The organism is Sphingomonas sp. SRI_018, assembly GCF_057586275.1.
In genome coordinates this window covers 50,363-74,301 of the sequence record NZ_JBYCZO010000005.1, presented here as the reverse complement: position 1 = coordinate 74,301, position 23,939 = coordinate 50,363, and the positions used below count along the sequence as shown (strand labels likewise).

General features: G+C 69.5%; 26 protein-coding genes and 1 tRNA gene. 5 read left to right on the top strand and 22 right to left on the bottom strand.

The annotated features are described in order from the left end of the window. Positions 1-82 precede the first annotated feature (82 nt). The 8 genes from AC2YHA_RS18025 to dapF all read right to left on the bottom strand — a co-directional run bounded on the left by AC2YHA_RS18025 (position 83) and on the right by dapF (position 6,593). Positions 83-211 carry a hypothetical protein gene (locus tag AC2YHA_RS18025; RefSeq protein WP_264757862.1) on the bottom strand — a complete coding sequence of 43 codons (129 nt, stop codon included), beginning with the start codon at positions 209-211 and terminating at the stop codon, positions 83-85. 78 nt (positions 212-289) lie between these two features. Next, on the bottom strand, positions 290-718 hold the full coding sequence (locus AC2YHA_RS18020) for an HK97 family phage prohead protease (RefSeq protein WP_487402727.1): 429 nt from the start codon (positions 716-718) through the stop codon (positions 290-292). Continuing rightward, positions 703-1,014 carry a DUF6127 family protein gene (locus AC2YHA_RS18015; RefSeq protein WP_487402726.1) on the bottom strand — a complete coding sequence of 104 codons (312 nt, stop codon included), beginning with the start codon at positions 1,012-1,014 and terminating at the stop codon, positions 703-705. The genes AC2YHA_RS18020 and AC2YHA_RS18015 overlap by 16 nt, the downstream gene beginning before the upstream one ends. Further along, the gene (locus AC2YHA_RS18010; RefSeq protein WP_487402725.1) at positions 1,011-2,108 is read right to left on the bottom strand and encodes a phage portal protein; all 1,098 of its coding nucleotides are present in this window, start codon (positions 2,106-2,108) and stop codon (positions 1,011-1,013) included. The genes AC2YHA_RS18015 and AC2YHA_RS18010 overlap by 4 nt, the downstream gene beginning before the upstream one ends. Positions 2,109-2,228: 120 nt before the next feature. After that, complete coding sequence (locus AC2YHA_RS18005; RefSeq protein ID WP_487402724.1) at positions 2,229-3,197, bottom strand: hypothetical protein; 969 nt, start codon at positions 3,195-3,197, stop codon at positions 2,229-2,231. A 278-nt stretch (positions 3,198-3,475) separates the two neighbouring features. Next, positions 3,476-4,816, bottom strand: a complete 1,341-nt coding sequence (locus AC2YHA_RS18000) for a DNA-packaging protein (RefSeq protein ID WP_487402723.1) — start codon at positions 4,814-4,816, stop codon at positions 3,476-3,478. Continuing rightward, on the bottom strand, positions 4,800-5,312 hold the full coding sequence (locus AC2YHA_RS17995; protein ID WP_487402722.1) for a hypothetical protein: 513 nt from the start codon (positions 5,310-5,312) through the stop codon (positions 4,800-4,802). Before AC2YHA_RS17995 ends, AC2YHA_RS18000 begins: the two co-directional genes overlap by 17 nt. A 348-nt stretch (positions 5,313-5,660) precedes the next feature. After that, positions 5,661-6,593 carry a diaminopimelate epimerase gene (gene dapF, locus AC2YHA_RS17990; protein ID WP_487402721.1) on the bottom strand — a complete coding sequence of 311 codons (933 nt, stop codon included), beginning with the start codon at positions 6,591-6,593 and terminating at the stop codon, positions 5,661-5,663. Positions 6,594-6,802: 209 nt separating this feature from the next. Between dapF and AC2YHA_RS17985 the strand changes: the two genes are divergently transcribed. Beyond that, complete coding sequence (locus AC2YHA_RS17985) at positions 6,803-9,259, top strand: DUF2339 domain-containing protein (RefSeq protein WP_487402720.1); 2,457 nt, start codon at positions 6,803-6,805, stop codon at positions 9,257-9,259. Here the strand turns inward: AC2YHA_RS17985 and AC2YHA_RS17980 are convergent. Then, on the bottom strand, positions 9,244-9,720 hold the full coding sequence (locus AC2YHA_RS17980; RefSeq protein WP_487402719.1) for a DUF6456 domain-containing protein: 477 nt from the start codon (positions 9,718-9,720) through the stop codon (positions 9,244-9,246). The two genes, AC2YHA_RS17985 and AC2YHA_RS17980, sit on opposite strands and share 16 nt — an antisense overlap. A 93-nt stretch (positions 9,721-9,813) precedes the next feature. On the opposite strand from AC2YHA_RS17980, the gene AC2YHA_RS17975 reads away from it, so the two are divergent. After that, positions 9,814-10,377, top strand: a complete 564-nt coding sequence (locus tag AC2YHA_RS17975; RefSeq protein ID WP_487402718.1) for a helix-turn-helix domain-containing protein — start codon at positions 9,814-9,816, stop codon at positions 10,375-10,377. 21 nt (positions 10,378-10,398) lie between these two features. Here the strand turns inward: AC2YHA_RS17975 and AC2YHA_RS17970 are convergent. From AC2YHA_RS17970 to AC2YHA_RS17940, 7 genes are all read right to left on the bottom strand, one after another. Further along, positions 10,399-10,474: transfer RNA gene (locus AC2YHA_RS17970), tRNA-Val, on the bottom strand. Positions 10,475-10,499: 25 nt separating this feature from the next. Next, a complete protein-coding gene (locus AC2YHA_RS17965; RefSeq protein ID WP_487402717.1) occupies positions 10,500-11,450 on the bottom strand; it encodes a hypothetical protein in 951 nt (316 codons plus the stop codon). Positions 11,451-11,572: 122 nt separating this feature from the next. After that, entirely contained in the window at positions 11,573-12,988 is a 1,416-nt protein-coding gene (locus tag AC2YHA_RS17960) for an NAD(P)(+) transhydrogenase (Re/Si-specific) subunit beta (protein ID WP_487402716.1), read from the bottom strand. A gap of 94 nt (positions 12,989-13,082) precedes the next feature. After that, positions 13,083-13,379 carry an NAD(P) transhydrogenase subunit alpha part 2 gene (locus AC2YHA_RS17955; RefSeq protein WP_233784770.1) on the bottom strand — a complete coding sequence of 99 codons (297 nt, stop codon included), beginning with the start codon at positions 13,377-13,379 and terminating at the stop codon, positions 13,083-13,085. A 3-nt stretch (positions 13,380-13,382) separates the two neighbouring features. Then, complete coding sequence (locus AC2YHA_RS17950; RefSeq protein ID WP_487402715.1) at positions 13,383-13,718, bottom strand: hypothetical protein; 336 nt, start codon at positions 13,716-13,718, stop codon at positions 13,383-13,385. A gap of 26 nt (positions 13,719-13,744) precedes the next feature. Then, positions 13,745-14,872 carry an NAD(P) transhydrogenase subunit alpha gene (locus AC2YHA_RS17945; RefSeq protein ID WP_487402714.1) on the bottom strand — a complete coding sequence of 376 codons (1,128 nt, stop codon included), beginning with the start codon at positions 14,870-14,872 and terminating at the stop codon, positions 13,745-13,747. Further along, positions 14,873-14,998, bottom strand: coding sequence for an aa3-type cytochrome c oxidase subunit IV (locus AC2YHA_RS17940; RefSeq protein WP_233784768.1), 126 nt, complete (start codon positions 14,996-14,998; stop codon positions 14,873-14,875). It lies immediately after the preceding gene. 293 nt (positions 14,999-15,291) lie between these two features. Here AC2YHA_RS17940 and AC2YHA_RS17935 point away from each other — a divergent pair, with 293 nt between their 5' ends. Continuing rightward, positions 15,292-16,716 (top strand): sigma-54-dependent transcriptional regulator, encoded by a 1,425-nt coding sequence (locus AC2YHA_RS17935; protein WP_487402713.1) that lies wholly within the window; start codon positions 15,292-15,294, stop codon positions 16,714-16,716. A gap of 49 nt (positions 16,717-16,765) precedes the next feature. Next, positions 16,766-17,089 carry a hypothetical protein gene (locus AC2YHA_RS17930; RefSeq protein ID WP_487402712.1) on the top strand — a complete coding sequence of 108 codons (324 nt, stop codon included), beginning with the start codon at positions 16,766-16,768 and terminating at the stop codon, positions 17,087-17,089. A 1-nt stretch (position 17,090) separates the two neighbouring features. Here the strand turns inward: AC2YHA_RS17930 and folP are convergent, their stop codons facing one another. From folP to glmM, 6 genes are all read right to left on the bottom strand, one after another. Next, entirely contained in the window at positions 17,091-18,215 is a 1,125-nt protein-coding gene (gene folP, locus AC2YHA_RS17925) for a dihydropteroate synthase (protein WP_487402711.1), read from the bottom strand. A gap of 18 nt (positions 18,216-18,233) precedes the next feature. Continuing rightward, on the bottom strand, positions 18,234-19,361 hold the full coding sequence (locus tag AC2YHA_RS17920) for a DNA methyltransferase (RefSeq protein ID WP_487402710.1): 1,128 nt from the start codon (positions 19,359-19,361) through the stop codon (positions 18,234-18,236). A gap of 97 nt (positions 19,362-19,458) precedes the next feature. After that, positions 19,459-20,157, bottom strand: a complete 699-nt coding sequence (rnhB, locus tag AC2YHA_RS17915; RefSeq protein ID WP_487402709.1) for a ribonuclease HII — start codon at positions 20,155-20,157, stop codon at positions 19,459-19,461. After that, positions 20,157-20,927 carry a bifunctional hydroxymethylpyrimidine kinase/phosphomethylpyrimidine kinase gene (thiD, locus tag AC2YHA_RS17910; protein WP_487402708.1) on the bottom strand — a complete coding sequence of 257 codons (771 nt, stop codon included), beginning with the start codon at positions 20,925-20,927 and terminating at the stop codon, positions 20,157-20,159. The genes rnhB and thiD overlap by 1 nt, the downstream gene beginning before the upstream one ends. Positions 20,928-21,027: 100 nt before the next feature. Beyond that, on the bottom strand, positions 21,028-21,255 hold the full coding sequence (locus AC2YHA_RS17905) for a DUF1272 domain-containing protein (protein ID WP_487402707.1): 228 nt from the start codon (positions 21,253-21,255) through the stop codon (positions 21,028-21,030). Beyond that, entirely contained in the window at positions 21,255-22,595 is a 1,341-nt protein-coding gene (gene glmM, locus AC2YHA_RS17900; protein WP_487402706.1) for a phosphoglucosamine mutase, read from the bottom strand. The genes AC2YHA_RS17905 and glmM overlap by 1 nt, the downstream gene beginning before the upstream one ends. A gap of 60 nt (positions 22,596-22,655) precedes the next feature. Here glmM and AC2YHA_RS17895 point away from each other — a divergent pair, with 60 nt between their 5' ends. Beyond that, a complete protein-coding gene (locus AC2YHA_RS17895) occupies positions 22,656-23,924 on the top strand; it encodes a dicarboxylate/amino acid:cation symporter (RefSeq protein ID WP_487402705.1) in 1,269 nt (422 codons plus the stop codon). Positions 23,925-23,939: the final 15 nt, after the last annotated feature.

Sequence of the window (23,939 nt, the reverse complement as noted above, 5' to 3'; positions counted from 1 at the left end):
CCCAACGGCAGTATTCTATGGGTGGCCGGGTGGGGGAGCGGGCCGGCACCGCAACCGTTTCAGCTTCGCTGAAACAGGCACATCACGACAGCAGCACCAGCGCCTCCTGCCCGAGCAGCGAGCCGTTCTCCGCCTCGCCCGCGCGCAGCCGAGTCACGCGCGGCGCCTGCCACGGCTGCTTGCGATCCCTGTTCCTCACTCGATCGGCCATAAGGTCCTCCGCCTCGCTTCCACCGCCAGGACCGGCGGCTCGCGCGCAATGTGACGCGAACCGGCCTTCCAAGTTTCCTCAAACAGTCTCCGTTTCGGAGGCTTGGGACGCAGACCGAGTGGGAGAATCCTCCACAACGGCGTGGACCCGCGCCAGCCGCTGCATCGGCTCGGCCACCAGGCTCACCTCGACGAGCTCCAGCGCGGTCAATTCGCGCCGCGCCCCCTCCCGGCAGTCGCGCACGCGATAGCCGAACGACAGCCCGTCCACCGCTCCCGCGCGCACCGCCGCCGCCAGCCGCGGCTCGTCGATCCGCCCGATCACCCGAAGCCCCCGCGCATCCTCGCCCAGCGCCTCGATCACCCCGATCGGCGAACCCTGATGCTGCCACAGTAGCGGCACCGGCCGCGCCGTCGCGTCGAACGCCCCGCGCCGCACCACGTCGCCGCCCCGGTCGGGCGCGTCGAACACCGCGGCATAGCCCGCGAACCTCACTCCCCCACCCATGCGCCGAACCCCAGCTTCACTGCCAGCCCCACCAGCACCAGCGCGAGCAGCATCCGCACCACCCAACCGACCGCCGCCTTCACCGCGGATCTTTTGGCATCCCGCCAGGCGCGCAGCAGCTCGCGCAGCTCCGCCATGTCCGCCGCCGCATCCTCATCCGCCAGCCCCAGCCGCTTGAGCGCCCGCCCGGCGCCGAGCTCGCCCGCCTCCTCGGCGATCGCGCGCAGCGTCGACAGGTCCGCCCCGTCGCCCGCCGCCTGCGCCATCAGCTGCGCCAGCACCGCCGCGCTGCTCATAATCCCACCACCTTCCGCTTCTCGTCGTCCGTCAGGAAATCCGCCCCCGCCACCGACCGCCACAGCCGCTCGCGGTCCTCCGCCAGCGCCGGCACCCGGTTGAGGTCGACGCTCATCGCCGCCTCCGGCCACCATCCCCGCAATCCATGCGCCAGCCCGCCGAGGATCGTCGCGGCGAGCGGCAGGATGGTGAGCCGCCACAGCGCCCGGTTGGCCTCCCGGTAATTGGCATAAGCGGCGTCGCCCGGCAGCCCGACCAGCATCGGCGGCACGCCGAACGCCAGCGCGATCTCCCGCGCCGCCGCCGCCTTCAGCCCGACGAAGTCCATGTCGGCCGGCGACAGGCTCATCGCCTGCCACCTGAGCCCGCCCTCGAGCAGCATCGGCCGCCCGGCATTGGCGGCGCCGGCGAACCCCTCCTCCATCTCCTGCCTGAGCCGCGCGAACTGCTCCGCCGACAGCGCCGCCCCGTCGCCGGGATCATAGACCAGCGCGCCGGACGGCCGCGCCGCATTGTCGAGCAGCGCCTTGTTCCAGCGCGTCGCCGCATTGTGGATCGCGATCGCGCCCGCCGCCGCCCCCAGGCAGCCGAGCCCATAATGATCGTCGGCCGGATGAAAGGCCTTCAGATGGATCACCTCCGGCCGCGGCCCCTCGGCCATCAGCCGCATGACGCGCTCCCCGACGCGGTAGCGATAGGCCGCCGGCCACCCGTCCGCGGCCGGCTCGACCGTCACCCGCTCGGGCCTGAGCGCGAACAGCTCGCCGATCCCGCCCTGGCCGTCGCCGAGCAGCTGCACATAGGCATTGCCGTGCAGCAGCAGCTGCGCCGCCACCGTCTCGAGCAGCGGCTGCGCCCCGGAAGGCGCAGCCAGCAGCTGGGCAAGCTCGGGCGCGGAGGCGTCGACCGGCGCCCAGCCGACCCCCTCGCTGACGATCCGAACGGCGCGCTGCGCGATCGGATTGAGACAATAGCCGTCCCGCACCTGCGCCTCATAGGACCGCGGCCATTCCCCGACCGCCGGCCCCACCGACACGCGCCCCAGCGCCGGACGCGAACCCTCGCGCCCGGACTTGCGTCCGAACAATTTCATGTGACGTGCTCCTTGTTTGTCGCGGAGGCGGGTTAGCGCTTAAACTTAATCAGGACCGGGTCGCGATCGTCCGTGGAAAGCCGTGGACAAGGAGAGCACCGCAGACGCTCCCGAGAAGGGTTAGCTTACCAGGCCCAGCAATGCTTCGACTTGGCTCTTAGTGAATTCCACCCCGGCAATGGTCACATGGGTGTCGGCCGTTTTGCCGATGACAATTTCATTATCGCGAGTGGAGACGGCCCCGACTCCGATCACCACGCTGCCGCTCGCATCGATCTTTTGCCCGGCACCGAAGCCGGCATCGCGCCCGATAAAGATCGTGTCGTTGCCGCCGGTGAGCGACCGTCCAGCATTGGCTCCGAGGCCCGTATGACCTCCGCCAGACGTGTTCTCGAAGGCTAGCCAGCCGACAATCGCGTTGTAGCTGCTGGGCGTGCCCGGGTCTGTCGGCGTGCCGCTATCTTCCGGCAACGGCCCGACCGGCTTTCCGGCATTGTAGAGGGCGCCTTGTCCGATCACGACATTATAGCTGTTGTAATAGCCGTATCGCATCGCGCCGTACCCAACGACGCAGTTCTGCTCGCCCTGGCCCAGCCCGGCGGCGCTGGCATCCGCGCCGCCATAAAGGTTGCGGGCGGCGGAATCGCCGAGCGCCGTATTGTTCCCGCCCTGCACGAGCGACTGAAGCGAATAGCGCCCGATCGCAGTCACGCCGACGCCATCGATCATCTTGTTGAGCGCACCCGCTCCAACGGCGGTACAGTCGCGCGCCGTCGTACCGGAGATCAGCGCCCGCGCCCCAAGCGCGACATTGTTGCCGCCACTGACGATATTGTAGCCCGCCTCATAGCCGATGAGCGTATTGCTGTCCGCATTGGCGAGGCTGAAACCAGCGGTGATGCCGATCGCGATATTGGCGCCTCCCGTTGCGGTGAAATTTCCGGCATTGCCGATGAAGATCGCCTGCCCGCCGAGCCCCGCCTTGCGGAACATCGTGAAGTCGAACAACACCATCTCGCCGGCGTTGAGCCCCAGGACTGTATTATTGTCGGCCGTGGTTCCGACCTCATCGCTCGCCTTGATAACCATCGTCTTACCTCCTCAACCAACCGTTGCGATCGCCGGCCCCGCGAGACCGATTGGCCTCCGAGCGCGCCAAAAGCCCCGCGCCCAGTAATAGCGGGTTCCCTCGGAAAACTCGGCGCCCATGACCTGCATGACTTGGCCGAGCGCGCGATGACATCTCGGCCAACCTGCGTTGTCGTGTCGAGATCGTCTATGCTGTTTGCGATAGAGCCGCTCATGGGCGAGTAGAGGCATTCTGAAGGTCACCCTGGCGGTCCTAGGCTATCGGCGGGGCATCCCCCTCACCCCAACCCCCGCACCCGAGCCTCCCTCCGCCGCCCGAGCATCAGCTCCGTCATCGCCCACACCAGCGCATCCGCCCGATCCGGCGACCGCCCCGGCCCTTCGTAGCCGCCCCCCGCCGTCAGCCCGCACAGCTCGTCCTCGAGCGCCGGAAACGCCCCGACGTGCCTGACCTTCCCGTTCTCGTAGAGCGCCGCCACCGGCTCCGCCCGCGCGCTCTTTCCTCGGCTCGCGTGCACCAGCGTCAGCGGCAATGCCGCATCCGCACCCGTCAGCACGCTGCGCACCATCTCCCCGCCGTTGTTCTTCTCGGCGATCACCCGGTCGGCGCCGTGCCGCGCCACGCAGCCCGCCACCGCCGCCGCCCATTCGCCGGGCGAGGCGCCCGCGACGCTCGCATCCTCCAGCACGTAACCGATCCCATCCGCGCCCAGCGCCACCGCCACGATCCCGCACGCATCGCCGTCGACCCCCGCCGGCGGATCGACGCCAACCACCACCCGCGTCACCTCCGGCCGCCTGCGCACCCGACACGCCTCCAGCAGCGCGCGCGTCCACAGCGCGCCGGCGACGTCGTCGATCATCTCGCCGTCCAGCTCCTGCCGCCCCAGCCGCGTGCCGCCATATTCCGCCGTCACCGCCTCGACGAAGCTCTCGGGCAGGTGCGGGTTGTCGCGTGTCCGCCCCACCGTCTGCGCGATGTCCGGCAGCGCCATCACCCGCCGCATCAGCCGTGTCGGCCGCGGCGTCGTCGTCACCAGCACGCGCGGCCGCTCGCCAAGCCTCAGGCCCATCACCAGATTGTCCCACGCCGGCTCGCCGCGCTCGCGCCATTTGCCGAGCTCGTCGCACCAGGCGAAATGATGCTCGGGCCCGCGCAGCGCCTCGGGCGCCTCGGCCGAATAGACGAAGGCGACAGCGCCCGAGGCAAAGACGAGCTCGCCCGCGGTCGGCCGCCAGTCGATCGTCTCGCCGTCGCGGGCGACCGCGATCAAGCCGCTCTTGCCCTCGATCATCACTCGCCGCACCTCGTCGAAGGTCGCGCCGACCAGCGCGATCCGCGCGGAGCGATCGCGCCGGGCCAGCTCGCTCACCCATTCCGCCCCGGTCCGAGTCTTTCCAAAGCCGCGTCCGGCGCGGATCATCCACACGCGCCAGTCGCCGGGCGGCTCGTGCTGCTCGTCGCGGCGCCACATCGTCCAGCGCCGCTCGAGCTCGCGCGCCTGCGGGTCGCTGAGCGCGGCCACCACGCGCGCCTGCTCATCCTCGGGCAGGTCGGCCAGCGCATCACGCAGCCAGGCATCGTCGACCGCATCCGCGGGCTCAGCTCCCGTCGCCACGACGCTTCTCCACGCGCCGCTTCGCCGCGGCGAGCGCCTTCAGCAGGTTGGCATTGGTCTCCTCGCGCGTCGCGGCGCGGCGCGGACCGCCGGTGCGGCGATTGGGTTCGCCATTGCGCTCGCCGCGGCGATAGATCAGCACCTTCATCGCCCGCTCGAAATCAAATGGTTCGGGATCGGCGCCGTCCGCCGCGGCGCGTTCGGGATCGGGCTCTATCCGTCCGCAGGCGCCGCTATACTCGAGCACCAGCGCCTCGATCCGATCGTAGCCCATCTCCAGCGCCTTGCGCCATTGTTCGGCGAACACCGGATCGCGATGGCGCGTGCGTGCGATGGTGGCGCTGGAGACCTCCGCATAGGCGGCCGCCTTGGTGATATTGCAGGTGAGCGCCAGTGCATCGAGGAACTTCTGCCGCTTCCTTATCCCGAAGCTGTTCGCTCTCGTTCCCGTGTCGTACCCCGACGCTCTCCGCCGCTTTCGCATGGTATCGTCCATGTCACGATCTCCCGAAACGCGAATGGGCCGGCAGCAGCCCTGCGGCGCGCCAGCCCGTTCGCTGCGAAGCAGGGATGCGGCCGCCCAACCGCTATCCCCGCTTCGAACTTGTTTCCGTTCCTTCTCCGTCGTCATCCCGGCGAAAGCCGGGATCCAGGGTCAGGCAGGTTGTCGCCCGCGGCCCTGGATCCCGGCTTTTGCCGGAGAAATGAATCCTCTTGGCCAGCTGATCCTCGATCGGACGATGGCACGGCCTGCGGCGACGCCATCCCCCGACTCGCAATTCTTCAGCGTTCTCTTTTTGTGCCAGAAGAGCGTGACGATGTCAATAGAAAAGTGCCAGATAGGTTAAATTGGTTTGGCACTTTCCCAGGCGGCCACTTCGTCCTCGCGTCGCCGCGTCACGGTGAGGCCGGATGCGGTGGCGGTGGCGAGGTCCACCTCGATCTCGCCGTCCCACTCGAAGGTGGCGTTGCCGGCGATCGTCACCATGCCGTCCTCGCCCGCTGCGGCGCGCACCATCCCGCCCGGATTGAACACGGTGATCTCGCGCCCGAACGGCACGCGGCCGGTCAGGCCCGCGGCATAGGTCGACGCCGCCATCGCGCTGCCGCAGGCGTCGGTCAGGCCGACCCCACGCTCGAAGGTGCGCACGTAGAGGTCGCTTCCCCGCACCTCGACGAAGGACACGTTGGCGCGGTCGGCGAGCAGCTCCGGGCCGGCCTCGCACCACCAGCCAAGCGACACCAGCTCGCGCTCGTCGACCTTGTCGACGAAGGCCACCAGGTGCGGGTTGGGCATCGCCACCGCGGTGAAGGCGCGCGCGTTGGGCAGTCCCGGAATCGTCGCCTCGATCACCGGCGCGTCGACCCTCAGCCCGACGTCGCCCGGCGCCAGCGAAGCCGGCCCCACCCGCGTGCGCACCGTCACCACCCCGGGCGCCAGCTCCGCCACCCGCTCGACCTCGGCGGTCGACCGCATCAGCTGAACGGTCGCGGCATCGATCCCCAACGCCTCGAACCCTGCCCGCGCCACGCACCTCAGCCCGTTCAAACAGGTCGCCGCCTCGGACCCGTCAGAATTGAACATTCTTTGCCCGAATTTCGCAACTTTATTACCGGGTGTCAGCAGTAGAAGTCCATCGCCGCCCACCGGTCCCCGCCGGTCGGCGAGCGCCCGCGCTACCGCTGCCCACTCGGTGTCGCTCAATTCGATCGCGCGGGCGTCGATCAAGGGAAAATCATTCCCCGATCCGTGGCATTTGACGAACGTGAATCTCATGCGCGCGCTGCGTCCGGCAAAGGGGTCGATCCGACGAGAATCATGATGTGCTCCAATCCATGGCAAGCCTAGCGTTGCCGTTTTTCATCGCAACGCAGTTTCGCGGCGGACGGCGTCGCTCGCTTGTGGCATAGCAGGTCCAGCGAAAGGGGCCGCTTATCTTCTCATCGTTCGTCATCCTGCTGATCGGTGTCGTCGGGGCCGCTGCCTTGCATCGGCGGATCGCCCGCCTCGAAGCGGAGGTCGAGCGGCTCCACGACCGGCTGATCGCGCTCGATCCCGGCATGTCCGTCCGCCCGGCCGAACGCGAGGTCGCTTCGTCCGCACGGCCGGCGGCGGAACGCCGCGCTCCGGCCACGGTCGTCGCGGGACAACGCAGCGAAACACCGGCATCACCACCCGAACCTGTTCCGCCGCCGTACGAAAGCCCGCTCACTGCCCTGCCGCGCTTCAGCCTGGAGGACGCGATCGGCGGACGCCTCCCGATCTGGATCGGCGGCGCCGCTCTGGTCCTCGCCGGCTTCTTTCTGGTGCGCTATTCCATAGAAACCGGCCTTCTCGGCCCGGCCGTCCGCACGATTCTCGCGGCGCTGTTCTCGCTGCTGCTGGTCGCTGCCAGCGAAGTCGCGCGCCGTCTGCCGCTCACGCGGGACGATCCGCGCGTGGGACAGGTGCTGGCGGGTGCGGGTGTCGCCAGCGCCTATGGCACGCTCTACATCGCCGCCGCACAATATCATCTGATCGGCGCGCTCGCCGGGTTCGCGATCATGGTCGCGATCACCGCGCTGGCGCTGTTCCTGGCGCTGCGTCACGGCCCGCCGACGGCAGTGATGGCGCTGGTCGGCGGATTCGCCGCGCCGCTCGTCGCCGGCTTCGAAGCAACGGGCGTCGGGCCTTTGCTGGTCTATCTTGCGCTGCTCGTGACGGCGCTGTTCGGCCTCGCGATCCGGCGCGGGTGGAGCTGGCTCGCGATCGCCGCCGTCGCCGCGGGGTTCGGCTGGGCGAACCTGACTACGCTGCTGCTTGACGGCCGCGACGCGGGTGCGGTCGCGGGCTTCGTCGTCGCGCTGGCGATCGGCGCGACGCTGGCGCTGCCGCGCACGGGCGCACGCAATCCCTGGCTGCTGCTCGCGCCGCTGGTTGCCGGACTGATCCAGCTCGTCGTGCTCGCACCGGTCCTGCGCTTCGATGCGCTGTCGTGGAGCTTCGACCTGATTCTCGCCGCCGCCGCGCTGATCCTGGCATGGCGCGACCCCCGGATGCGTGCGGGAGCGCTCGCCGCCGCGCTGCTCCTCCTGTTTCTGATCGGTGCCGGCCTGCTTGCACCCGAAACGCGCGTAACGCCGATCGCAGCCGCGGCGGCGACGCTGCTGTTCGCCGGTGCCGGCGGCGCGCTGTCCCGCACCGCGCGCGAATGGGCCGGCGTCGCCGTCGTCGGCCTCGCCGGACCGGTGCTTGTCGTCCATGGCCTCGCTCCAACCCTGCTCGCACCGTCCGCCTGGAGCGCGATCGAGCTGGTCCTCGCCGCCGCCGCCCTCGCGCTTGCCTGGCGCCACCGCGATCGCGCGGGCAGCAGCGACGTCGGGCTGGTCGGCGGCACCGCCGCTGCGGCGCTGCTCGCCGGCATCGCGCTCGCCACCTGGGTCCCCCCGCTCTGGGCGGGCCTGCCCATTGCCGCCATCATGGCCGGCCTCGCCTTCTGGGCAAGGCGCTGGCCTGATCCGGCTCTCGCACGGCTCCCGACGCTCGCCCTGGTTGCGCTGGTGCTGCTCGCGATGCAGCCGCTCATCGGCATGGCGGGCCTCATCGGCGAATCGCTGATCGGCAACCACACGCCTTACACGCACCTCCCGCCGCTCGCCGACCTGCTGCTGCGCGTCGGTGTGCCCGGTCTCGCCGTCGCCGGTCTTCTCGCGTTTGAGCGCACCGCCTTCGCGAGCAGCCGTCCGGGCGCCGGTGCCGTCGCCGTCCTGTTCATCGCGGCGGCGCTCTACGCGCTCGCCAAGCAACCGCTGGAGATCGCCACGCCCGAGCGCTTCATCACCTGGGGATTCACCGAGCGCGCCATCATCACGCTCGCTTTCCTCGCCGCCGGCTGGCTCGCCTGGCGGTTGCGGCGCGATGTCCTGGGCAACGTGCTCGCCGGCATCGCCCTGCTGCGCATCCTCTGGTTCGACCTGCTGATCCTCGACCCGCTCCACACGCCGCAACTCGTCGGCCCTGCGCCGGTCGCCAATGCGGCGGTGCTGCTCCCGGCGATCGCGGCGGCGCTGCTCGTCCGGCGCATGGGCGTCTGGCGCATCGCCTGCCTCGCGCTCACCGCGCTCGCCGTCGCCGCCGCCGTCCGCCAGCTCGCCCATGGCAACCTGCTCACCGGTCCCGTCGGCAGCGGCGAGAACTGGGGCTATTCGGCCGCCTTCCTGCTGCTCGCGATCGCCTGGCTCTGGCGCGGCATCACGACGCGGTCGCATACTCTGAGGAGCTTCGGGCTCGGCCTGCTCACGCTGGTGGTGCTCAAGGTATTCCTGCTCGACATCGCCTCGTCGGGCGGGCTGCTGCGCATCGTCTCGCTGCTCGGGCTGGGGATCGCGCTGATCGGGATCGGCTGGGCCTATCGCCGCGTCTTCCCCAGCACCGTGGCGGAGGACCCTCAGCCCAGCCCGTAATGATCCGCCAGCCGGTCGAGCGCCAGGCCGAGCACCAGCTTGCCCGACCGACTCGGCCAGCCGAGCGCCTTCTCCGCCATCGTCAGCCCTTCGCCCGCGCACACCACGCGCCACAGCACGTCGCCGAGCCCGGCGCCGACCGCCCGCATCGCCGCATCGAACCGCCGCTTCGCCGCGATCCCGGCCAGCGTCGGATCGAGCGCGTCCGGCGCCGATCGCCGCCCGCGGCCGGCCGGCGCCGCGTCCCAGCGCATGGTGACGCGCGGGCCCAGCTCCGCCGTCTCATAGTCCGCACGCAGCCGCTCCCCCGCCTCATACTGCCGTACGTCGACATGCCCGCGCGAGCGCAGCCAGCTCAGCGGCGATTCGGCCAGGTTCACCGTCACGCTCCGCCCGCCGCGGCCGGACCGCCGCTCCGTCACCCGCCCGTCCTCGAAGGTCCGCTCCACAAGTTCCCGCATACACCCTCCATTGTTCCGAGTCGCGGGAGGGGCTTGCCATAACGGCAAGTATGTAGGAAACAGGAATCACCATATAGGTTCAGGAATCCGATCATGATCACCGCCATCCGCGAAGTCCGCCGCGCCAAGGGAATGACGCTCGAGGACGTCGCCAGGGCGTGCGTGCCGCCGACGACCGCGCAGACGATCGGCCGGCTGGAGACGGGGACCCGCACCGTCTCGGTCGCCTGGCTCAATCGCATCGCCGCCGCGCTCGGCGTCGACGCGAGCGATCTGGTGACACTTCCCGACCGCCCTGACGTTGCGGTGGCGGCCGAACTCGGCGCCGACGGTGTCCACGCGCCCCGTCGCCCCGCCACAGTCGTTCCGCCGCGGCCGGCGCCGGAGATGGTTGCAGTCACGGTTGCCAACGGAGTCGGCGATTATCGCGCAGGTGATGAGATCTGGTGCGAACGGCTTGCGCCCGATGCCTTCGGCCAGGCGCTCAACCGCGACGTGCTGGTGCCCCGCCCCGCCGGCCGCTTCCTGTTCGGCCGCCTGATCGGTCGGGAGGAAGGCAAGCTCCATCTGCTCCCGCTCGGCGCCGGTCAGCGGCAGCAGGTCGTCACCGATCCGCCCTGGCTTGCCCGGGCGGTGCGGCTGGTCCGGAGCCTCTAGTACCTCTAGGGGATCGGCCGATGGTGGGCGGTGACGGGCTCGAACCGCCGACCCTCTCGGTGTAAACGAGATGCTCTACCAACTGAGCTAACCGCCCTCGGGACGGCCTCGATACGCCAGGCTCAGGCGCTCGCCAAGCCCGCGCGGCGGATCGCAGCGAAATAGCGCAGCATCCCCTCGCGCGCCTTCTCCGACAGCGAGACATAGGCGCGCCGCCGGTCGAACGGATCGGCGTGGCGCTCGAACAGCCCGGCGTCGATCATCGTTCCGATCCAGCGCAGCGCCGTCGTTCCCGGCACCGCCGCGGCGATGCACAGGCTCGAGACGGAGACGCGCACATGCTCGAGCTCGGCCGCGAACAGGTCGAGCAGCATGTCCCAGGCCGGATCGGCGAACAGATCGGCGGCGAAGAAATTGGCGCGCAGCCGCCGCGCCCGGATCGCACCGCGCACCTCGGCGGCGCTCACCGTCACGCCCGTCTCGATCACCGGCGGCATGCCGTAGCCGCGCGCAGGCTCGTGCAGGGTCGGCCGGATACGGCTGCCCGGCTCGTCGTCTTCGCCGCGCGTCAGCCGCGCCAGCGTCTCGGCGATCCGTGCCACCTCCGCGTTGAGCATCCGGAGCTGCTCGGCCTCGTCCCGGCGCGGCTCGTTGATCTGCGTAGCGGGGCCCTGCGGCATCGTCGCGAGCGCGGCGACGCGATCGCCGACGCCGGGGGCGCACAGCAGCTTGATGCCCGGTCCCATCAGCCGGGCGGCGACGAGATCGATCTGATCCTCGCCGAACGCGATGATCACGCGCAGCTCGCGCTCACGCATCGCCGCCTCGACGTGGCCGAGCACATCGTCGGCAACATCGGCTGTGATCCCGGTCAACTCGACCATCAGGATATCGAGCGCGGGTTGCACCGCCAGCCGCTCCGCCGCGTCGGCAATGCGGACACGGTCGAGCAGCCGGGCGCCGGCAAGGGCGACCGCCCGCTCCGCCGCGCCGCCCGCACGGGTGTCGTCGGCGATCAGCAGGACGGTGGGTGCGTCGGCATAGGTCACATCAGGCGCATCGCTCTCGCTCATCGCGATCCCCTTCGTTCGATCTCTGTTCCGGTTTGCCGCAAGGCATCTATCCGGACGAGTAGCATCACCGCCGGAATGGACCCGTCACCCGCCGAATCCGTGCGAAATGCCTCCGGAGCGGATCAACCGAGCGCCTTGACGATCTCTTCGACCATCTTCTTGGCGTCGGCGAGCAGCATCATCGTGTTGTCGCGGTAGAACACTTCGTTGTCGACGCCGGCATAGCCGACGCCGCCCATGCTGCGCTTCACGAACAGCACGGTCTTGGCCTTTTCGACGTCGAGCACCGGCATGCCGTAGATCGGCGACGACTTGTCGGTCTTGGCCGCGGGATTGGTGACGTCGTTGGCGCCGATCACGAAGGCGACGTCGGTCTGCGCGAACTCGGAGTTGATGTCCTCGAGCTCGAACACCTCGTCATAGGGCACGTTCGCCTCGGCGAGCAGCACGTTCATGTGCCCCGGCATGCGCCCGGCGACGGGATGGATCGCATATTTGACGCGCACCCCCTCTTCCTTGAGCTTGTCGGCCATCTCGCGCAGCACATGCTGCGCCTGCGCCACCGCCATGCCGTAGCCGGGGACGATGATGACCTGCTCGGCCTGGCTCATCAGGAAAGCCGCGTCCTCGGCCGAGCCGCGCTTCCACGGCCGGTCGATCGCCGCGCCGCCGCCGGCGGCCGCCGCGTCGCCGCCGCCGAAGCCGCCCGCGATCACCGAGAGGAAGCTGCGGTTCATCGCCCGGCACATGATGTAGGAGAGGATCGCGCCCGAGCTGCCCACCAGCGCGCCGGTGATGATCATCGCGGTGTTGTGCAGCGTGAATCCCATCGCCGCCGCCGCCCAGCCCGAATAGCTGTTGAGCATGGAGACCACGACCGGCATGTCCGCGCCGCCGATCGGGATGATCAGCAGGAAGCCGATCGCAAAGGCGAGTGCGGTTGCCGTCCAGAACACCCAGGGCGCCTGGTCCTGGGTGAAATAGCCGATCAACCCGAGGATACCGGCGAGCACGCCGAGATTGATGACGTGGCGCGCGGGCAGCAGAATCGGCTTGCCCGACATGTTGCCGTTGAGCTTCAGGAACGCGATCACCGATCCGGAGAAAGTGATCGCGCCGATCGCGACACCGAGACCCATCTCGATCCGGCTGACCGGCAGGATCGCACCGTCGGCGCCGACAATCCCGAACGCCTCGGGGTTGAGGAAGGCGGCGGCCGCCACCAGCACCGCGGCCATGCCGACAAGGCTGTGGAAGGCGGCGACGAGCTGCGGCATCGCCGTCATCGCGATCCGCCGCGCGACGACGAAGCCGATACCGCCGCCGATCAGGATGGCGACCGCGATCTCGGGCAGGCTCGCGATCTCATGGGTGACGAGCGTGGTCACCACCGCCAGGCCCATGCCGATCATGCCGAAGCGATTGCCGCGGCGGCTGCTCTCGGGCGAGGAGAGCCCGCGGAGTGCCAGGATGAAGCACACACCGGCGACGAGATAGGCCAGGGCCACCCAAGGGTTCACCGGTGCTGCGTGTTCCATTCCATCCCCCAAATCGTCATTCCGGCGAAAGCCGGAATCTCGCGCCGGATCGCGCCATCGCCTGAGACCCCGGCTTCCACCGGGGTGACGTCAGTCAATGCTTGGCCGCCGGCCGGTCCTTCTTCTTGTACATCGCCAGCATCCGCTCGGTGACCGCGAAGCCGCCGAAGATGTTGACGCTCGCCAGCACGACGGCCGCGAGGCCCAGCCATTTCGAGGTGGCCGATCCCGCCGCCGCGCTGGCGATCAGCGCGCCGACGACGATCACCGACGAGATCGCATTGGTCACCGCCATCAGCGGCGTGTGGAGCGCCGGCGTCACTGACCAGACGACGTAATAGCCGACGAAGCAGGCCAGCACGAAGATCGACAGGATCGAGATGAAGTCCATTGACTACTCCGGATTCTTTGCGGTCGTTGACGATTTAGCCAATTCCGCTTCGACGACAGCACGATATTCGGCAAGGTTGGTGCGATACACCATTAATACCGTCTGGCACTCTCCGGGGCCGCCGGACGGCGAGCGTTTCGGTGAGAAAAACTTGTCGCCATATCGCGCGATCAGTCGCTCCCGCAAGGCCTTGTATTGGGCGTCGGCCTCGCTTCGGTCGGGGTGGTTGCAGCGCAAGTCATCCGCGCGATCATGAAAGCTCTTGATACGATAAAAGCCGAACAGAATTGCCATTGGTGGCTCGGCCGGAACCGGTGCGCCTTGCAGAGCGGTCGCCATTGCAAACGGCAGAAGGAGGTTTGCGATCACCCCAGCAACCTCACGCTCACCACCTGACCACCTTTGGTCAGCCGAACCGCATCGCCGATCTCGTCGCCGTCGGGCAGCACCGGCCGCCCGGCATCCTTGTCCCAGAAGGCCGACAGGAAATTGTAGAGGTTGCGCGCGAACAGCGCCGAGGCGTCGCTCGCCAGCCGCGACGGCACGTTCCTGTGCCCGACGATCTTCACCCCGTGCTTCTCGACCACCTCGCCGGCGACCGCACCCTCGACGTTGCCGCCCTGCTCGACCGCGAGGTCGACGATCACGCTGCCCGGCCGCATCGCCCTGACCTGCGCGTCGGAGATGAGCCGCGGCGCCGGCCGGCCGGGGATCAGCGCGGTGGTGATCACCACGTCCTGCTTGGCGATATGGCCGGAGACCAGCTCGGCCTGCGCCTTCTGATACTCCTCGCTCATCTCGGTCGCGTAGCCGCCCGAGCCCTCGCCCTCGATGCCGGCGACGTTCTCGACGAAGATCGGCTTGGCGCCCAGCGACAGGATCTGTTCCTTGGTCGCCGAACGCACGTCGGTGGCCGAGACCTGCGCCCCCAGCCGCCGCGCGGTCGCGATCGCCTGGAGCCCAGCGACGCCGACGCCCATCACGAAGACCTTGGCGGCGCTGACTGTGCCGGCCGCGGTCATCATCATCGGAAAGGCGCGGCCATATTCCGCCGCCGCGTCGAGCACCGCCTTGTAGCCGGAGAGGTTCGATTGCGAGGACAGGATGTCCATCGACTGCGCGCGAGTGATGCGCGGCATGAACTCCATCGCCAGCGCTTCGAGACCGAGCTTGGCGTAGTCGTCGACCCGCTTGCGTTCGCCGAACGGATTGAGCCCCGCCACCAGCCACGCGCCCGGCTGCACGCCGGCAAGGCTGGCCGGGTCGGGTCCCTGCACGCCGAGCAGGATGTCGGCGCCCTTCACCACCTCGGCGCGCGATCCCAGCGTCGCTCCCGCCGCGGCATAGTCGGCGTCGGCATAGGAAGCGGCCTCGCCGGCGGCGGCCTCGACCGCCATCTCGGCGCCGAGCGCGACGAATTTCTTCACCGTCTCCGGCACCGCCGCGACGCGGCGTTCGCCTGCAGCCCCCTCCTTGAGGACGGCGATCCGCACTTAGCTGGCGATCAGCAGGATGACGGCGAACGCCACCAGGAAGCAACCGAGCGCGCCCCATTTCAGCAGCGCCATCACCCCGTGATAGGTCGCCTCGTGCGCCTTCATGTCGGTCTGCTCGGCCATTCGCATCCATCCCCTAGCTGCTGTGGCCGCCGTCTTACCCACCCCGCCGCCGCCCCTCAAGTCCTGGCAAGAGATGGGATGAGCCTCCCCGTCGTCATTCCCGCGAAGGCGGGAATCCATTGTCGCTGAATGTCGTGAGACCCATCGGCGCCAGCCAGAATGGATTCCCGCCTTCGCGGGAATGACGAAGAAGAAGAGCCGCGCTCGTCACCACCACGAGACGCGCTTAAGGCGGCCTTTACCGAACCGCACCTAAAAGTCGCTGACCTGATCTGGGACAGTGGGATAGGATTATGACGCGGAACGGCCAGCGCGTGCTGATGCTGATCGACGACGAGCCGGCGCAGCGCCGCCTGGTCGCCGCCATCGCGGCGCGGCGCGGGTGGCGGACGATCTTCGCGGGCGACGCGGAGACGGCGATCGCCACGCTCGGCACCCCCGATGGCATGGCGCTCGACGTGGTCCTGCTCGACCATTGGTCGCCCGACGCCGATGCCGGCTCGCTGATCCGCGAGATCCGCCTGCGCCGCCCGGCGCTGCCGCTCTTGATGCTGACCGCCAATGGCTCGGTCGCCGCCGCGGTCGACGCCATGCGCGCCGGCGCCACCGATTTCCTGGTCAAGCCGATCGGCGCCGAACGCCTGCTCGCCGCGCTCGATACCGCCGTGGGCGGCAGCGCCGCCGGTGAGCTCCGCCCGCTGACGGAGAAGATTCCCGCCGCACTCGCCTTCGACGAGATCGTCGGCGCCGCACCGCAGTTCCGCGCCGCGCTCGCCATTGCCGCCAAGGCCGCGCGCGCCCGTGTCCCGGTGCTGATCGAGGGCGAAAGCGGCGTCGGCAAGGAAGTGGTGGCGGAGGCGATCCACGCCGCCTCGCCGCGCGGCCGCAAGGCCGTAGTCCGCGTCAATTGCGGCGCGATCCCCGCCAACCTCGTCGAATCCGAGCTGTTCGGGCATGAGAAGGGCGCGTTCACCGGCGCGTTCGAGCGCAAGATCGGCCGTTTCCAGGAGGCCGACGGCGGCACCCTGTTCCTCGACGAGGTCGGCGAGATGCCGCTGGAGGCGCAGGTCAAGCTGCTGCGCGTGCTCCAGTCGGGCGAGATCCAGCCGATCGGCGCGCGCCACACCAGCGAGGTCGACGTCCGCGTCATCGCCGCGACCAACAAGACCTTGATCGAAGAGGTCGAGGCGGGCCGGTTCCGCGAGGACCTTTATTATCGTCTCAATGTGGTGCAGGTGACGATCCCGCCGCTGCGCGAGCGGCCGGACGACATCGCCCCGCTCGCCCGCCACCTGCTCGGCCGCATCGCCACCCAGCCGGGGCTGAGGCCGCTCGGCATCACCGACGACGCACTGTCGCTGCTCGTCCAGTATGATTGGCCCGGCAACGTCCGCCAGCTCCACAACGCGCTGTTCCGCGCCGCGGTGCTGTGCGACGGCGATGCGCTGACGCGTTCGGATTTCCCGCAGATCGCGACGCTCGCCGGGGTGCGCCAGGGCGGCCCGGCCGGCAGCCTCGCCGGCGCGAGCGGCGTCACCTTGTTCCGCCCCGACGGCAACCTGCGCGCGCTCGAGGAGATCGAGGCCGACGTCATCCGCCTCGCGATCGGCCATTACCGCGGCCGGATGACGGAGGTGGCGCGCCGGCTCGGCATCGGCCGCTCGACGCTCTACCGCAAGCTCGGCGAGCTCGGCATCGACCAGAGCAGCGCCGCCTGATGGGCAGCGGCGGAAACATCATGCTCGTCTATCCAACGGGGAGCCCGTCATGATCGACTTCATCGCACTCGTCGCCGCCGTCGCCTTCGCTCTGATCATGCTCTATCGCCTCAGCGCAGCCGCCCCGGCGGCGACCCGCCTGGCCGCATCAGTGGCCGGACTCGCCGGCGGTCTGTTCGGCATCGCTCATTGGCATGCGATCGGCGATTCGCGCTGGCTGGTCGGCGCGGGGCTGATCCTGGCGGCGACCGTGCTCGGCTGGATCGGCGCGTCCCGCCTGCTGCGGATCGCCGCGGCCGTGCTGGCCGTGCTAGGCGGACTGCTCATCGTGATCGCCTTCGCGACCGGATTTCAGCCGATCCAGCCCGTTTGATCTAACGCACCGCGCTCAGCGCCGCGTCCCTGAGGCCGCGCCACACCCGCAGCGCCTGCGCGGTCTCGGCGACATCGTGGACGCGCAGGATCTGCGCGCCTTGCTGGGCGCCGTGCAGCGCCAGCGCCAGGCTGCCGCCCAGCCGCTCGTCGACCGGCGCCTCGTGACTCAGCGCGCCGATCATGCGCTTGCGGCTCGCGCCGAGCACGATCGGGACGCCGAGGCCGTGGAGCAGGCCGAGCCCGTTCAGCAGCGCGAGGTTGTCGGCCAGGCTCTTGCCGAAGCCGATGCCGGGATCGATCAAAATCTTCGCGCGATCGATTCCCGCCGCCACGACGGCCTCGATCCGCGCCTCCAGCCAGTCGAACACCTCGATCAGCACGTCGCGATAGCCCTCGTCCCCGTGCGGGCCCTTGGCCGGATCGGGCGAGTGCATCAGCACCACGGGACAGCCGGCGCGCGCGACCACGCCGGCCGCGCGATCGTCCCACAGCAGCGCGGCGACGTCGTTGACCATGTGCGCTCCGGCCGCGAGTGCCGCCTCCATCACTGCGGCCTTGCGGGTATCGATCGAGATCGGCGTGCCGCCTGGCGCCATCGCCGCGATCACCGGGACGACGCGGGCGATCTCGTCGCCTTCCCACACCGTGGCCGCGCCGGGCCGCGTCGATTCGCCACCAATGTCGACCACCGCGGCGCCGGCTACCCCCAGATCGAAGCCCGCCCGCGCGATCGCACCCTGATCGCCCTGATGCTTGCCGCCGTCGGAGAAACTGTCAGGCGTCACGTTGAGAATGCCCATCACCTGCGGCTGCTCGAACCGCAGCACGCGCTCGCCGAGCGTCATCGGCGCACGCGGGGCCGAGATGCGATGCGCGAGCTCGCGCAGCCGCTCGGCCTGCGCTGGCGGCAGGTTGGCGATCATCCCCGGCAGGCGGCTCACCGGTAGGCTCGCCTGCACGACGCGCCGGCCGTCCTCGACCGCGATCAGCTCATAGGCCGCGCACCAGACGAGGCCGCCCGCGATCCGCGCCACCTCGCCATCGCGGCCGACCGGCGAATCGACGAGCTGCTCGGGGCGGAGATAGAGGCGGGCACCGGCAGGAATCTCGGCAGGGTCGATCATGCCGGCGCCCTAGCCGGTCTAGGGCTGCGTCGCGAGCAGGTAGCGCTGGCGCAGCGTGTCGATCGGGGCGAGCGCGCCGTTCTCCTCATGGTGCCAGAAGGTCCAGCCATTGCACGCCGGCGCGCCCTGCAGGGTCGCGCCGAGCTTGTGGATCGATCCGCTGGCGCCGCAGTCGCTCGCCAGGCTGCCGTCGGCGCGCACGGTCGCGAACCAGCGCCGCTTGGTGTCGGTGAGCCGGCTCCCCGCCGGCAGCAGCCCGGTCTCGACCAGGGTGCCGAACGCCACCTTGGGCTGCGCCTTGGGGCTCTGCATGGTGGTGAGCGCGCTCTCGTCGAGCGGCAGTGCGGCGGCGATCCGCTCCTCGGCGGCGTCGATGTAGACGCCCTCGCGCTCGATCCCGATCCAGCGCCGCCCGAGCCGCTTCGCCACCGCGCCGGTGGTGCCGGTGCCGAAGAAGGGGTCGAGAATCACGTCGCCCGGCTTCGAGCAGGCGAGCAGGATGCGGTAGATCAGCGCCTCGGGCTTCTGGGTCGGGTGGACCTTGACCCCGTTCTTCTTGAGCCGCTCCTGCCCGCCGCAGATCGGAAACTCCCAGTCCGATCGCATCTGCAGCTCGTCGTTGAGCGTTTTCATCGAGCGGTAGTTGAAGGTGTATTTCGCCTTCTCGCCCTTGGATGCCCAGATCAGCGTCTCGTGCGCGTTGGTGAAGCGCGTGCCCCTGAAGTTGGGCATCGGATTGGCCTTGCGCCACACGATGTCGTTGAGGATCCAGAAGCCGAGATCCTGGATCGCCGCCCCCACCTTGAAGATGTTGTGGTAGCTGCCGATCACCCAGATCGCGCCATCGTCCTTGAGCACGCGGCGCGCCTCGGCCAGCCAGGCGCGGGTGAAGGCGTCATAGGCGGCGAGGCTGTCGAACTTGTCCCAGTCGTCGGTGACCGCGTCGACACGGCTGCCGTCGGGCCGACTGAGGTCGCCGCCAAGCTGGAGGTTGTAGGGCGGATCGGCGAAGATCAGGTCGACCGACTTGGCGGGAAGCGCCCGCATCGCCTCGATGCAGTCGCCGCGGATGATGCGGTCGAGCGCGAGCTCGATCGGCGCCTCCGCGCTCGCGTGTCCCCGCGCAACCTTCTCGATCACCCCCATCGGCGGTCCTTCACCCTGTTTTCCGGACGGGTCACGTCAGCGGGCGAACTCCTACCCGTCAAGCGAACATTGGTTAACGGAAAATCTTGCCAAGTCGTTAACCGAGCGGAACATTCGTGGACCGCGACTCGATATTGAGTCCGTCCGAATCCTCGATCCACAACCCCTTGGGGTGTGGCACGAAAGACTCAGCCGGCATGGATAACGGCAGCTCGGCTTGGGCGACTGGCGCAAAGCTGCGGCGGTGGAGCGGCGACGGTCCGTGTTCTCGCAGCGCCCGGAGATGCTCGGGCGCGGCATAGCCCTTGTTGGAATGCCAGCCATAGTGCGGATGCGATTCGGCATGGGCGATCATGATCGTGTCGCGGGTGTGCTTGGCGACGATCGAGGCGGCGGCGATCGACAGGCTGATCGCGTCGCCCCCCACGATCGCGGTCGAGGCATAACCCCAGCGCGGCAGGCGGTTGCCGTCGACCAGGACATGGCCGGGCGCGCAGCCCAATGCCTCCACCGCCAGCGTCATCGCCTTCATCGTCGCCCAGTAGATGTTGAGCCGGTCGATCTCGTCCGCCTCGACGATGCCGATGCCGACGGTCGCGCAGCCGCGCAGCCGCTCGCACAGCCGCGCGCGTTCGGGCGCGGTGAGTTTCTTCGAATCGTCGATGCCGCGCGGCACGCCTCTGGCCGGCAGGATCACCGCCGCCGCCACCACCGGGCCGGCCAGCGGCCCGCGGCCCGCCTCGTCGACGCCCGCGACCGGCGCCAGGCACAGCTTCTCGTGCTTGAGGCCCGGCATCAGCCTTCGAGCTCCTCGAACGGATTGTAGCCGAGCGCATGTCCCATCGGCCCCCGCCCCTGGCCCAGGCCGGGCGCATTGATCAAGGCGATGCGCACGAACCGGACCGCCGTCGCGAACGCCTCGTCGATCGGTCTCCCTTGCGCGAGCCCGGTGGCGAGTGCGCTGGCGAAGGTGCAGCCGGTGCCGTGAGTATCGTCGGTGTCGATACGCTTGCCGTCGAGCTCGCGCAGCAGCTGGCCGGTCGGCGACAGCAGCCGGTCGATCACGCGCGGGCCGTCGACATGGCCGCCCTTGATGACGAGATGGCAGCCATGGGCGAGCACCGCCTCGACCCCGCCGAGCGCCTCGAGCTCGGGGGCGTTGGGAGTCGCCACCGTGGCGACCGCAAGCAGCCGCTCGAACGCCGCGATGGTCGCATCGTCGGCGAGCACCGATCCGCTCGTCGCCACCATCACCGGATCGAACACCACCGGCACGCCGATCCCCTTCAGCCGATCGGCGACGGCATGGGCGGTCTCCGCCGATCCGATCATGCCGATCTTCACGGCATCGACCCCGATGTCGGCGACGACCGTATCGATCTGCTCGAGCACGAAGGCCGCCGGCACCGGCATCACCCCCTCGACGCCCAGCGTGTTCTGCGCGGTGAGGGCGGTGATCGCGGTCATCGCATGGCCGCCGAGCATGGTAATCGTCTTGATATCGGCCTGGATGCCGGCGCCGCCGCCCGAATCGGAGCCAGCGATGACGAGTACCCGGGCGATCACGCTTTCGTGCTCCTGCGAAGGCAGGAGCGTTGGATCATGGAGGTGCCGCCGGAGGCCCAGGGCTCCTGCTTGCGCTGGAGCACATGATGGCAAGCTGTGCTCATGATCCTTGGAACTTTCGCTCGGTCGATGCCGGATGCTGCCTCAGCGTCTCACCCACCCGCGCCGGCCGGTCGAGCAGCTCGCCGCCGCAATTGGGGCAGGTCTCGTCCATCGCCTCCGCGCATTCCGCGCAGAAGGTGCATTCGAACGAGCAGATGAACGCTCCCGCCTGGTCGGCCGGCAGGTCGACGCCGCAGCGTTCGCAGTCGGGGCGCATCTCCAGCATCAAGCGGCCGCCTTCTGCACCGCGTCGCAGATGCGGTCGACCAGGCGCTCGATCTGCGCGCGATCCTCCCCTTCCGCCATCACGCGGATCAGCGGCTCGGTGCCCGATTTGCGGATCAGCAGCCGGCCGCTGCCGTCGAGCTCGGCCTCGCTCTCGGCGATCGCCGCCTTGACCGATTCGGCCTCCAGCGGCTGGCCGCCCTTGAAGCGGACGTTCTTGAGGAGCTGCGGCAGCGGATCGAAGCGGTGCAGCACCTCGCTGGCCGGCGCGCCGGCGCGCTGCAGCTCGGCGAGCACCTGCAGCGCCGCCACCAGCCCGTCGCCGGTGGTCGCATAATCCGACAGGATGATGTGGCCCGACTGCTCGCCGCCGAGGTTGTAGCCGGAGGCGCGCATCTTCTCGAGCACATAGCGGTCGCCGACCGCGGTGCGCACCAGCCCCAGCCCCTGCGCCGCGAGATGCCGCTCGAGACCGAGGTTCGACATGACGGTCGCCACCACGCCGCCGCCGGCGAGCCGGCCCTGCCGCGCCCAGCCGCCGGCGATCGTCGCCATCAGCTGGTCGCCGTCGACGATCGCGCCGGTCTCGTCGACCACGATCAGCCGGTCGGCGTCGCCGTCGAGCGCGATGCCGATCGCCGCGCCGGAGGCGACCACCGTCTCCTGCAGGGTGGCCGGCGCGGTCGATCCGACCTGGTCGTTGATGTTCTTGCCGTTGGGCTCGACGCCGATCGCCACCACCTCGGCGCCCAGCTCCCACAGCGCCGAGGGGGCGACCTGATAGGCGGCGCCGTTGGCGCAATCGACCACCACCTTGAGCCCGTCGAGGCGCAGGTCGTCGGGGAAGGTCGATTTGGCGAAGTGGATGTAGCGCCCGCGCGCATCCTCGACCCGCCGGGCGCGGCCGATGTCGGGGGCGGGGGCCAGCGCCACCTCGCTCGCCAGCAGCGCCTCGATCGCCGCCTCGTCCTCGTCGGAGAGCTTGTAGCCATCGGGTCCGAACAGCTTGATGCCGTTGTCCGAATAGGGATTATGGCTGGCCGAGATCATCACGCCGATGTCGGCGCGCATCGAGGTGGTCAGCATCGCCACCGCCGGGGTCGGCATCGGCCCGAGCAGCACCACGTCCATGCCGACCGAGGTGAACCCCGCCACCATCGCGCTTTCCAGCATATAGCCCGACAGCCGCGTGTCCTTGCCGATCACCACCCGGTGCCGGTGGTCGCCGCGCTGGAAGTGCTTGCCCGCGGCCATTCCCACCTTCATCGCCATCTCGGCGGTCATCGGGGCGACGTTGGTCAGCCCGCGAATTCCGTCGGTGCCGAAATATTTCCTTGCCATTGCACGTCTCGTCGGTTTGCGTTGCCGGACCAATAGCGTGACCGGAGGCGAACCGCGAGCATGTCGCAAGCCACTCGAATATTGCTCGCCCTGGTCGTGGGGCTCCTCGCGGGCATCGCCGGCGCCTCGCTCGCGCCCGACGTCGCCGCGGCGGCGCTGCATGTGACCGATCCGATCGGCGCGGCCTGGCTGCACGCGCTGCAGATGGTGATCGTCCCGCTGATCGTCGCGCTGCTGGTGGTGGGCGTCGCCGCCGGCGCCGAGGCCGCGCGGGCAGGGCGCATCGCCGGGCGCGCGCTGGTCATGTTCGTGGCGATCCTGTGGACGACCACCTTGATCTCGGCGGTGATGATGCCGCTGCTGCTGCGCCTGTGGCCGCTGCCGAGCAATTGGGCGGCGGCGCTCAGGGGATCGCTGTCGGGCGCCAAGCCGGTCGGCGAGGTGCCGGGGCTCGCCGCCTTCTTCGATTCGATCGTACCGACCAACGTGGTGACGGCGGCGGCGGGCGACGCCTTCCTGCCGCTCACCGTGTTCGCGCTGGTGTTCGCCTTCGCGATCATCCGCCTGCCGCCCGAGCCGCGCACCACGCTCACCAAGCTGTTCCAGGCGATCGCCGACGCGATGATCGTCATCATCGGCTGGGTGCTGAAGCTGGCGCCGGTCGGCGTACTGATGCTCGCCTATGGCGTCGGCGCGCGTACCGGCGCGGCGGCGTTCGGCGCGCTGGCGCATTACATCGTCATCGTCTCGACGATCGGACTGATCGTGCTGATCCTCGCCTATCCGGTGGCGATGATCGGCGCGCGCGTCGGGCTGGTCCGCTTCGCGCGCGCGGTGGCGCCGGCGCAGGCGGTCGCGATCAGCACGCAGTCCTCGCTCGCGACGCTGCCGACGATGCTGCGCGCCAGCGAGGCGCTCGGCGCCACCGCCGGCGTGTCGGGGATCGTGCTGCCGATCGCGGTGGCGATCTTCCGCGCGACCAGTCCGGCGATGAACCTCGCGGTCGCGCTTTACGTGGCGCACTGGCTGGGGGTGCCGATCGGCCCCGCCCAGCTCGCCGCCGGCATCGCCACCGCCGCGATCACGACGATGGGATCGGTGAGCCTGCCGGGCACGATCAGCTTCATCGCCTCGACCGCGCCGGTCGCGATCGCGATGGGGGTACCGATCGAGGCGCTGGGCCTGCTCGTGGCGGTGGAGACGGTGCCCGACCTGTTCCGCACGATCGGCAACGTCACCATGGACGTCGCCGTCACCGCGACGATCGCGCGGCGCTCCGATGCGGGGCCGGCGGGGGAGGTGGACGCGTTGATTGCGGAGGGCGATTAGGACTGACATTCCCAC